At 42.4% G+C, this 10,891-nt stretch carries 11 protein-coding genes; 1 reads left to right on the plus strand and 10 read right to left on the minus strand.

Going from position 1 to position 10,891, the window contains the following annotated elements; all coding sequences use genetic code 11:
• Positions 1 to 102 precede the first annotated feature (102 nt).
• The 4 genes from R7E00_RS12860 to R7E00_RS12875 form a co-directional block, all read right to left on the minus strand.
• On the minus strand, positions 103 to 1,278 hold the full coding sequence (locus R7E00_RS12860) for a hypothetical protein (RefSeq protein ID WP_132936595.1): 1,176 nt from the start codon (positions 1,276 to 1,278) through the stop codon (positions 103 to 105).
• 10 nt (positions 1,279 to 1,288) lie between these two features.
• Positions 1,289 to 2,080, minus strand: a complete 792-nt coding sequence (locus R7E00_RS12865; RefSeq protein ID WP_005385474.1) for an outer membrane lipoprotein-sorting protein — start codon at positions 2,078 to 2,080, stop codon at positions 1,289 to 1,291.
• Positions 2,081 to 2,098: 18 nt separating this feature from the next.
• On the minus strand, positions 2,099 to 4,477 hold the full coding sequence (locus R7E00_RS12870) for an efflux RND transporter permease subunit (protein WP_132936594.1): 2,379 nt from the start codon (positions 4,475 to 4,477) through the stop codon (positions 2,099 to 2,101).
• Between the two features lie 248 nt (positions 4,478 to 4,725).
• Entirely contained in the window at positions 4,726 to 5,514 is a 789-nt protein-coding gene (locus tag R7E00_RS12875; protein WP_005377913.1) for a TetR/AcrR family transcriptional regulator, read from the minus strand.
• 270 nt (positions 5,515 to 5,784) lie between these two features.
• Between R7E00_RS12875 and R7E00_RS12880 the strand changes: the two genes are divergently transcribed.
• Positions 5,785 to 5,970, plus strand: a complete 186-nt coding sequence (locus R7E00_RS12880) for a hypothetical protein (protein ID WP_005377915.1) — start codon at positions 5,785 to 5,787, stop codon at positions 5,968 to 5,970.
• On the opposite strand, the gene R7E00_RS12885 is transcribed toward R7E00_RS12880, so the two are convergent.
• The 6 genes from R7E00_RS12885 to thrS all read right to left on the minus strand — a co-directional run bounded on the left by R7E00_RS12885 (position 5,963) and on the right by thrS (position 10,838).
• Positions 5,963 to 6,772 (minus strand): helix-turn-helix domain-containing protein, encoded by an 810-nt coding sequence (locus R7E00_RS12885; RefSeq protein ID WP_005377917.1) that lies wholly within the window; start codon positions 6,770 to 6,772, stop codon positions 5,963 to 5,965. The genes R7E00_RS12880 and R7E00_RS12885 overlap by 8 nt on opposite strands.
• A 366-nt stretch (positions 6,773 to 7,138) precedes the next feature.
• Positions 7,139 to 7,456, minus strand: a complete 318-nt coding sequence (locus R7E00_RS12890) for a heavy metal-binding domain-containing protein (protein WP_005377919.1) — start codon at positions 7,454 to 7,456, stop codon at positions 7,139 to 7,141.
• 189 nt (positions 7,457 to 7,645) lie between these two features.
• The gene (gene rplT / locus R7E00_RS12895) at positions 7,646 to 7,999 is read right to left on the minus strand and encodes a 50S ribosomal protein L20 (RefSeq protein ID WP_004727974.1); all 354 of its coding nucleotides are present in this window, start codon (positions 7,997 to 7,999) and stop codon (positions 7,646 to 7,648) included.
• A 40-nt stretch (positions 8,000 to 8,039) separates the two neighbouring features.
• Positions 8,040 to 8,234, minus strand: coding sequence for a 50S ribosomal protein L35 (rpmI, locus tag R7E00_RS12900; protein ID WP_005377932.1), 195 nt, complete (start codon positions 8,232 to 8,234; stop codon positions 8,040 to 8,042).
• 120 nt (positions 8,235 to 8,354) lie between these two features.
• Positions 8,355 to 8,906 (minus strand): translation initiation factor IF-3, encoded by a 552-nt coding sequence (gene infC, locus R7E00_RS12905; RefSeq protein ID WP_080276913.1) that lies wholly within the window; start codon positions 8,904 to 8,906, stop codon positions 8,355 to 8,357.
• A 3-nt stretch (positions 8,907 to 8,909) separates the two neighbouring features.
• Positions 8,910 to 10,838, minus strand: a complete 1,929-nt coding sequence (gene thrS, locus R7E00_RS12910; protein ID WP_005395892.1) for a threonine--tRNA ligase — start codon at positions 10,836 to 10,838, stop codon at positions 8,910 to 8,912.
• Between the last annotated feature and the right edge of the window lie 53 nt (positions 10,839 to 10,891).

Here is a 10,891-nt window from a genome sequence, read left to right on the forward strand (position 1 = left end):
CAAATTGAATTACGAAAAGAAGAGGTTATTGAATAAAAAGAGCACAAAAACGTCAAAAATGTCATCTTTAGTTAATCTGCCGTTTAGTTGTGCCCTTTTGTTTTAGAAATAGTATTGAATAGATAGCTCGATAAAATCGTCATCTCTAGCGAAGTAGAGCAAATCATTTGGTGTTTCATTTTTAAACAACCAAGCATCAATTTGCCACTTAACGTGATTCGATATTCGGCTCGATGCTTCTAACTTAGCATTGTAAACATCATCGTTATCTAAATCCTTCGTAATTCCCGTCAATACTTCCGTTCCGTCCTCATCATTGAGCGCCCAACGAATACCTGCAAACACATCATTTTGACCGATAGTTTGTGCGTTGTTCCCACGACTGTCATAGAGGTACTCACCAATAACCCCCACATCCCAAACCGTGTCAAATGCACCGACGAAGGTATACTCAAAGCCCGTCACAAGACCGACATGATTATCAGCACTATCTCGATAAATACTTTCCAGTTTCCATAACCAATCGCCAACGATTCCTTGCACATCCAGACCGACATGATTCATCAGAGCGTAGTAAGGCTTTAATTCTCCGTACTCAAAACGAAAGTAAGGATCCCGGTTTGTTCCATATAAATAGCTCAGGCCTACGTCCCAATCGCCAAGCATTTTCGAATATCGAAAAGCCACATCTACGTGCTTCTCTTCTCTGCTTGATTCATAGATAGCATCATCAGAGACAACGGGGTCGGTTCGCAAGCGGCCATCTGTACCCGCAAACGTTCGTTCCCTAAAGTAAGGTAACAACATTGCGTGGACGGTACCCCAGTCTTTGAAAGAGGTAAAATGTAACATCGGCTGACCGAGTTTATCTTCACCATCGACGGCTTCAATGGCATCTGTTTGGTTTACTACATCAACTAAATGGGCTGATTCAGTCACTCCCCAAAAGACCTTACTAATCCCAACTCGAAGCTCATAATCATCCCAATAAGTCAGATAAAGTGCCTCTCGCATGTCGCCATGACTTCGCTCATCGTCTAGACCATCCAGACGATAGAAAGGTGTGAAAGTAAAGTTTGCATCACCATTTTGCATCTCCCAGTAAAATTCTGGCTGCAAAACCAATGACGTTTGCGCTTTGCTCTGACCCTGAGAGCCCGTTTTAAAAAACTGACGATGCTCAATATTGACTTGTCCTGCGAGCTCGACGGCAGTCAGAGGCATTGAGTAAAAAAAGGCTGCTGCACTAAGCAACAACCCAACATTTAATCGCTTCATTTTTCCTCCACTACCTCACTCGCTTCAACACATTCTTATGAAAGTCATTGTCTTGTAATCCAGTGTTAAAACGCATTTCGCTAGTCGTTAGCTCAGTACTTTTTCCTGTTTGATGGTTTGTCATCGCCATAGTGTGCGCTCGCCAATATTGGTTGAGATATTGCTTGTAATCGGAAAAAGAAAGCGTTTTTAACAAAGAGCCTTTGCGGTCGTAAAACTCAACTTTAAGTGGACGATAATGCGCTTTATCTAACCATACCGTTTGCTTGGTATAACCTGAGTTCTTATCGGTCGGAATTTGCTCTACGACGAAAACATCTTGCCCGTTTATGCTGTCATCTTTTAGGTAGTTGAAACGGTATTTTTCAATCTCAAAGGAACTGAGATCCTCATACGCGAATTCACTGCCCATAAAAGGACCTGATTTGTTACGCGAGGAAATACGTTTCACACGTTTCAGTGCAGGAAGGTAAAGCCATTGGTCATCGGCACCCACCGTATGAGAATGGTTGAGAAACGCCGTGCCTTTTACATCTCTCGGTTCATCAAATATCGTGAGCCCTTTGTCACCATCGCCATCAACTTCAAGTGATTGTAAGCGCATTAAACGTGTGCTGCTTTCTCCTTGCGCGTTTCGCAGAATCATTTGCATCGTAGCAACAGAATCCCCCCACCCTTCATCACGGGCTTTGCGCTCTTGAGCAATCTCTAATCCTTTCGCTTCATCCGCTAACACCGCATGACTCATAAAAAGCGAGACAGAAAGTGCAGATACTTTTAAGGCATTTTTTAGTAAATTCATGTTCAATCCTTTGATTCGTTATGACTGAGTAACAGCCGTGGTTTGAGAGTCAGTTGATTTAAGCTTGTTTCGGCGGTCCACCTCGTCGTAGACGCCTTTGTCAAACAACATCAGTAGAGTCGGTAGAAAGATGAAATCCACAACAAGGGCAATAAAGATGACAATGGCACTCAACTGTCCCATATCGGCATTTAAACGGAAGCTCGACATCGCCAGAACAGAGAAACCAGCAACAAGCACGACCGTCGTAATCCAGAGTGCGCGCCCCACGGTACGAAAGGCGTAGCGAACCGCTTGCTCCGCACTGTGGCCATCTTTACGAGCGTGTTGATATTTAGAAAGAAAGTGAACGGCGTCATCGACAACAACACCAAGCGTTAATGTCACAACGACGGACAATCCCAAGTTAATCTCGCCAGAAACCAGCGCCCAAATACCAAAACCAATAAGCGCAGGAGCAATATTCGGGACAAGACTAATTAAGCCAAGCTTGAACGAACGCAAGGCAAAGATCAGTAATGCAGAGATTAAGACAAGAGTAATGGGCAAGGTTGACAGCATGCTGGCCATATTCGTTTCACCAATATGCGCAAACATCAATGAAGGACTAGACGCAACAACATCATATTGAGGCGCGTTTTCGTTAAACCATTGGTAAATGCGATTTTCCAAATCAACAAGCTCGACGCTGCCCAAGTTCTCCACGGTGAGAACCATCTTGATCGACGACTTATCTACATTGATTTGGTTGTTCAAATCTAAACCATACGGTAGTGACATTTCATAAAGCAGCAGATATTGAGCCGCTAATTCTCTGTCTTGAGGGAGCGAGTAATAAGCCTGATCATCTCCATGCATGTTCTTGTTTAGGCGCTTATAAACATCGCTCAAGGTCGCAACATGGTCCGTTTCTGGCTGCAACCTTAGCCAGTCAGTAAATTTACCCACGGTATTGAGAAAATTAGGATCCGCAATACCCTGCGATTCGTTGGTTTTTATCGCGATACTGATGTTCGCCATGCCACTGATTCGCTCTTCCATAAAATCAGCCGCTCGGCGAAATTCATTGCTATGGCCAAAGTACTCGACGGATTCATCATTGACTTTGTTCAGTGGAATCAAGCTCGCACTCGCGACAATAACAAGCACCGACAACGGCAATAAAGCATGTCGCTTTGACACCACGAAATCTCCTAAATGATCCATAAAGTGCTTTCTTTCATCAGAAGTATCCGACTTCACCGTAACCGGAAGGATATTAAGCAAGGCGGGAAGTAACGTGATGGAAAGGAAACAAGCAACCATGACGCCAAGGGCTGATAGGTTGCCGAAATCTCTCAGGATTGGAGAATCCGACATATTCATCATTAAAAAGCCGATCGCGGTGGTAATGGAGGTAATCAAGATAGGCATGAAATTGAGCGCAATACTTCGCTCAATAGAGTGGGCTTTACTAAAGCCGTTTTGCATAGACTGACGCATTGTCGCGATGATGTGTACACAGTCTGCGACGGCAAGCGTCATCACCAAGGTAGGCACATTAACGGTCGCCGTGCTTAAGAACATACCAGCCCATCCTGACAAGCCCATTGTAACCATAACCGAGCCGATAATAACGATGAGCGTCGCGATGACGCTAAGCAATGAGCGCAACATGATGGTCAGAAACACCAATATCACTAGTAACATAGTTGGCACTAATGTTGCGCTATCATCTTGGGCTGCGGTCATAAACGCGTAGTTCATTGCAATAATACCAGCCTTGTGGAATTCCGTGTCTGGGTACACTTGCTGATAACGCTCAATCATTCCGTTTATGTAAGCAACCACCTCTTGTACTTCAGCAGTTTTATCTATTTCAGGGAGTTGGACCGTAATGTTTACGACCGTGACATCTCCTTTTTCAGAAATCAGTGAACTTTTCAAAACCGGCTCACTCAACGCAATACTTTTGACTTTCTCTATTCGTTGAGGTGTCAATTCATATTCGCTATACAGTAAATCTTCGACAAGAAGATCATCTTCAAACGCTTCGGTATGCTGGTAGTTGGCGAGGGAATCAACGCGGGTGGAGAATGGAACTTGCCACGCCTCGTCAGTGATCTGCTGAATAAGAGATAATGTGCTAGGAGTAAAAACAGTGCCGCTCTTTGGCGCTATAACCAAAGCAAGACTGTCAGATTTTGCAAAGGTGGTTTGAATTTCATCAAACGCAAGTAACTGCTCATTTGTTCCATCAAAGAAGATGTCGTAATCTCCTCTAAAGTAAAGATTTTTTCCTCCAATAGTTGCTATGACAATCAATAAAACGGTAGCAAGCATCACCAATACACTGTAATTCGTTGGTAGCTTACCCCACCCTGAACGGGCGTATTGTTGAACGTTGTGATGTGGCATCACACTCTCCTTTTGTGACGTTTCGTCAAATTTAAAAACTAAAAAAACAGCAAATGCTGTAAATAACCAGACAAACTCGACATGCAAACTTTAGATCGAATGAATTTGGCTACATAAGTTAGTTTTTAGTAACTTCCTATGCTTCTCGTGATCATTGGCTGAACGCCAACCTTCGAGATTTAATGACGATTCGTCACAATAGTGCGATAAAAAGCCAACCATAACGTCAGATTGGCCTTTCCAGTTTATTAGCGATTCACTGACTCTAAATAAGCAAGCTCTTCACTAAATAACTCCTGCTCCACTCGACGCCAGGTTTTACGGTAGTCCCATTCTGTAGATAAAGGCGACCAACCTAAACCATCAAGTAACATATTCGCGTTGTGCAGTACTGAGAATGGGTCTTGAATTCGCTGAATACATCGACTGTTCGATGCATTTTGCGCCAAAGCGTTTGAACCGAATGCAATAGACCAGTTGGCGAATACAATAGCATCAGAACCAATTGCGGGAGAAAACTTAAGATCACCACATTCTACCGCATTGTTCACCAGCGCATCAGCACCATCTATTACTTGTTCTTCCAAGTTATTCAGTTCATTCACACGTTTAGGCGAAGCCTTCTCTAGAACCCAAGGCGTCTTTGCAACAATCGCACAGGTTGATAGTACTGGCTCCATACGAGCGTAAATACGATAACCTACATGCATCGCAATGATTTTTTCTCTGGTATTGCCATTAAATTTGGCGGTACGTTCGAAAAATATTGCTTCGCTTTTCAGCGAATGAATACAAAGCGCAAGAATCACATCTTCTTTGCTGCAAAAATGATTGTAGATCGTCCCTTTAGAATAAGGGCTTGACGCTGTAAGCTTGTCCATCGTTAAGTTGGCAAAGCCTTGCTCTTGAACTAGAGACTTAGCCAATTGAATAAGCTCTATCTCACGATCAGCAATCGCCTGTTGCTTTTTTGTTAGCCCTGAAGACACACGACATCCGTCTTGCTTGCTATATTTTTTACAGCGAAAGTTAAACATAATCCTTTGATCCGTATACCAACACACTCCCAATAATTGTAACACGATTCTTTAATACAGGAACGCAACTAAAGTTGACGAACCGTCACAAATGACACTTCGTCATAATAGATCAAAAAACAAACATTTCAAGTATGAATTTATAATTAGAAGATAAATAGCCACCAATTATGCATACCCAAGTAGCTACAGGATGCTTGGTTCAACGAGAATGGTTTCTTTGTAGAGTAAGCGAGAGAGGCTTTGGGAGGAACAACGAAGGAAATCAGCATGTTAAAAATAACGAAAGTAGATGCTGAACAGGTATTATTCGAAATAAGCCCAAAACACTTTAAGTCTGAATTAAGAGCAAACACCGCTGAATGCCCTACTTACAAAGTATTTGCTGTCTTAGGCTTTTTCTTTTGCAACGCCCTTTCAGAAACTCTCTTCAAAAAAGGCTCAAAATCTATATAGATAGGCTTGGCTTATCACCTGCAGATGCGATGGCATAACGAATATCATCAATAAATCGCCCCTCTGTCTCAATAATGCCGTCAGAGAATGTGACTGGCTGATGTGGCCCAGCAAGTAGAACAATATTAGTAAAATCAGAGACATTAAAGTTCTCTGCTACAACATTTTTGGAATGAAAATCGATGACGGTCTTTGCGACTTGATCTTCCAGTAACAAAAGCTGTTCTTCGGTAATTTTCATACGCGCCAAAGCAACGCGAACACACTTATCGTGGGTAGTCGTCTGCTCTTTTATGATTTCGGTATATTTGTCGTTGAGCTTGGAGTTCTCTGCATAGCTATAATATAAAGGTCCGTGCAGCGTTATATTTTTATCTTCATCAACGTAAACGAGATCCAACAACTCTAATGCTTTTAAGTAATCGGACATGCTCTGCTCAGACAAGTCATACTTTTTCTTTAAAATAGAATAGCCGTCTTTACCTCGTAACATTCTCAATTCACGATAAAAGTCGTAAAGGTGAGGGAATTGAAAGAATACTTCATCCTGTGTGCGACTAAAGTAATCCTCGTCTTCACCTTGCAATTGATTTGCGAGCTTTTGTAGTTCATCTAACGTGCAATCAACCGCTCTACAATATTCCAGCAACTTATCTAAAGCGAGATTCGTGCTTGTAAGATGTCTCTTAAAGGTAGATAGTGGCATACCCATTTTCTCAGATAGCTCTCGATATGTTAGCCCTTTTGTTTTAATCGCTTGGCGTAATGCGGCTAGCAAGTATTCGGGAGTCAGATCTCTCATCTACAATTCCTTTTGGCAATGTTACAGCTGTATAGTATTTGTAACAATTTAGAACCGCTTGGCAAGGTATAAGTTCATATTTTTATAAGAAAAACATGAATTAATATACCGAAAAGAGAATTCACACAACAAATGAAAAATTCAATATGAATTCAATTTCATTATAGATATAAAATAATATGCAAAATAAAAGTGAAGCAATTACTCTAAATCATCGTGATTAATTTTAATAGTAACGTAAAGTTGAGAATATAAACCTATTCTCTCTACAAAAATCTAGAATAATTAACCTAAAAGGAACAGAACGGTAAATGCATAATAATTCACCGCTCTCTATTAGCATTTTTGCAATGCTATTCAAGTAGACTAGTCCGCTAGTTTCACTGCAGTACCAAATGCCAAAATTTCCGAAGAACCATCTACGATTGAGCTTGTGGTAAATCGAATCCCTACTATTGCATCGGCACCTTTAGATTCAGCGTCCGCCACCATGCGCTGTATAGCAATATCACGCGCGTCGGTCATCATTTCCGTGTAACCACGAATTTCGCCGCCAACAATGCTCTTGATACCCGCCATGAGGTCACGGCCAATATGCTTTGATTGAACAACATTACCAGTTACAACCCCTCTGATTTCAGAGATCTGCTTGCCAGGAATGCTTTCGGTCGTTGTGTAGATCATTTTTAATCCCTTATAAACGTAAAAATTTATACCCAAGCTACCTTATAACTAACATAAGATGCTAACCAATAAATTGAGAAGACTGATAAACAATACTCTAAATAGCCAAGCTAAAAGTCATTTGGGTATAAATTTTAGCAATAAAAAAGGAGAGCTAATGCTCTCCTTCTCTTAATCCTAAACTGCTAATTAAAGAGCAGCTTTCGCTTTTTCAACTAGAACTGCAAATGCAGCTTTGTCGAATACTGCGATGTCCGCAAGGATCTTACGGTCGATCTCGATAGATGCTTTCTTCAGACCGTTGATGAAACGGCTGTAAGATAGACCATTTTGACGAGATGCCGCATTGATACGTGCAATCCATAGTTGACGGAATTGACGTTTCTTAGCGCGACGGTCACGGTAAGCGTATTGACCAGCTTTAGTAACTGCTTGGAAAGCTACGCGGTAAACACGTGAACGCGCACCGTAGTAACCTTTAGCTTGTTTTAGAACTTTCTTATGACGTGCACGAGCTTGTACACCACGTTTTACGCGAGGCATTATGCTTCTCCTAAACTAAACGATTGATAACTAAAAAGAATTAAGCGTATGGCAACATACGGATTACTGCAGCCACTTCACATTTTGGAAGGATTGCATTCGGACGTAGTTGACGCTTGTTCTTAGTAGTACGCTTAGTCAGGATGTGACGTTTTGTAGCGTGCTTGTACTTAATACCACCAGCAGTTTTCTTAAAACGCTTAGCAGCACCTTTGTTGGTTTTCATCTTAGGCATGATGAATAACTCCGCATTGAGTAGGTTTAATAAACAACGTAATTAGGGCGAACAAAACCCAGCCATATGCCTTTATATAAAGGAAAGCGGCTAGGTTTTAATTACTTGATGAGCCGTTAATTACTTCTTTTTAGGGGCTAGCACCATGATCATCTGGCGACCTTCAATCTTCTTAGGGAAAGATTCAACTACAGCAATTTCTGCAGTATCTTCCTTAAGACGATTTAGAACGTCAACACCGATGTCTTGGTGTGCCATCTCTCGGCCACGGAAGCGAATTGTTACTTTCACTTTGTTGCCTTCTTCAAGGAAACGCGTCAGGTTGCGTAGTTTTACCTGATAGTCTCCAATATCAGTTCCAGGACGGAATTTTACTTCCTTGATCTGGACCTGCTTTTGCTTCTTCTTCTGCTCTTTAGCAGTTTTGCTCTTCTCGAAGAGGAACTTACCATAGTCCATCACACGACAAACAGGTGGCTCGGCGTTAGGACTGATCTCAACGAGATCCATACCAGCTTCTTCAGCAGCTGCAATGGCTTCTTGAATCGATACAACACCAACTGATTCACCGTCAGCGCCTGTTAGTCGAACTTCACGAATACCACGAATTTCACCGTTGATACGGTGCGGGTTTTGTTTTACCGGCTGTTGGCCACGTCTTCCGCCTTTAATAGCTTATTCCTCCAGATTGAGCTTACGGCTAGAGATCTCGTCTTGGATGTATGCAATAAAATCATCCACTTTAAATTTACCAAGATCTTTACCTTTACGAGTACGTACTGCAATTTCGCCAGCTTCCATTTCTTGGTCACCAACAACAAGCATATACGGTACACGCTTCAAAGTATGTTCGCGGATTTTAAAGCCAATCTTCTCATTTCTCAAGTCCGCTTTAGCTCTAATTCCACTTTTTTGTAGTTTTTGTACTATTTCTTGAACATAACCTGACTGTTTATCAGTAATGTTCATAAGAACTGCTTGTTCTGGCGCCAACCAAGTTGGGAAGAAACCAGCATATTCTTCGATAAGGATACCAATGAAGCGCTCTAGTGAACCTAGAATCGCACGGTGAATCATTACCGGTACAAGACGTTCGTTATTTTCACCTACATAAGTAGCGCCTAGGCGACCTGGTAGGTTGAAGTCTAGCTGGACAGTACCACACTGCCAAGCGCGGTCTAGACAATCGTATAGTGTGAATTCAATCTTAGGACCGTAGAACGCACCCTCACCTTCTTGAATTTCGTATGGGATATCCATCGATTCAAGAGACTGCTTCAATGCTTCTTCAGATTGATCCCAGATTTCATCTGAACCTACACGTTTCTCTGGACGAGTAGACAGTTTCACTACGATGTTGTCGAAACCAAATGTTTGGTACGTATCGTACACCATCTTGATGCAGTTTGTTACTTCTTCTTGGATTTGGCTCTCAGTACAGAAAATGTGAGCATCATCCTGAGTAAAGCCACGTACACGCATAATGCCGTGCAGTGCACCAGATGGTTCGTTACGGTGACATGAGCCGAACTCTGCCATACGTAGCGGTAGGTCGCGGTACGATTTTAGACCTTGGTTGAAGATCTGTACGTGACCTGGACAGTTCATTGGCTTAATTGCGTATTCACGGTTCTCAGAAGAAGTTGTGAACATTGCATCAGCGTATTTATCCCAGTGACCTGAGCGTTCCCAAAGAACACGGTCCATCATTAGCGGACCTTTTACTTCTTGGTAACCGTACTCATCTAGCTTAGCGCGGATGAATACTTCCAGATCACGGAAAATAGACCAACCATTGTGATGCCAGAACACCATACCCGGTGCTTCTTGCTGCATGTGGAATAGGTCTAGTTGCTTACCAATCTTACGGTGGTCACGCTTCGCTGCTTCTTCTAGGCGAGTTAGATGCGCTTTCAGTGCTTTCTTATCGTGGAAAGCCGTACCGTAGATACGTTGAAGCATTTTATTGTCGCTGTTACCACGCCAGTAAGCACCTGCCACATTCAATAGAGTGAAGTGTTGACAGAAGCTCATGTTAGGAACGTGAGGACCACGACACATGTCGATGTATTCTTCATGGTGGTAAAGACCTGGACGATCATCACGAGATACGTTTTCGTCTAGGATTTCCACTTTGTATGGTTCGCCACGTGATTCAAACGTATCACGCGCTTCCTGCCAGCTTACTTTTTTCTTAACAACTTCGTACTTGGTTTTCGCTAGCTCTTTCATACGCTTTTCAATCTTTTCAAGATCTTCTTGCGTTAGAGACTCATCTAGATCGATATCGTAGTAGAAGCCGTTGTCGATGGTTGGACCAATCGCCATTTTAGCTTGTGGGTAAAGCTGCTTAAGAGCGTGACCAAGAAGGTGAGCACAAGAGTGACGAACGATTTCTAAACCGTCTACTTCATCTTTTACGGTGATGATTTCAAGGCTTGCGTCTTCTTCAATTAGGTCACACGCATCAACGCGGTTACCGTTTACACGACCAGCGATCGTTGCTTTTGCAAGACCAGGACCGATCGATTGCGCAACTTCCATAGTAGAAACTGGGTTGTCAAATTGACGCTGACTGCCGTCAGGAAGAGTAATAATAGGCATGCTATGTCCTTTACAGTGGTGTTGCACACCAAGCAACACATGTTATTCAAATT

Origin of the sequence: Vibrio sp. Vb1755, from assembly GCF_033338635.1 — a bacterium.
Lineage (GTDB): Bacteria > Pseudomonadota > Gammaproteobacteria > Enterobacterales > Vibrionaceae > Vibrio > Vibrio alginolyticus.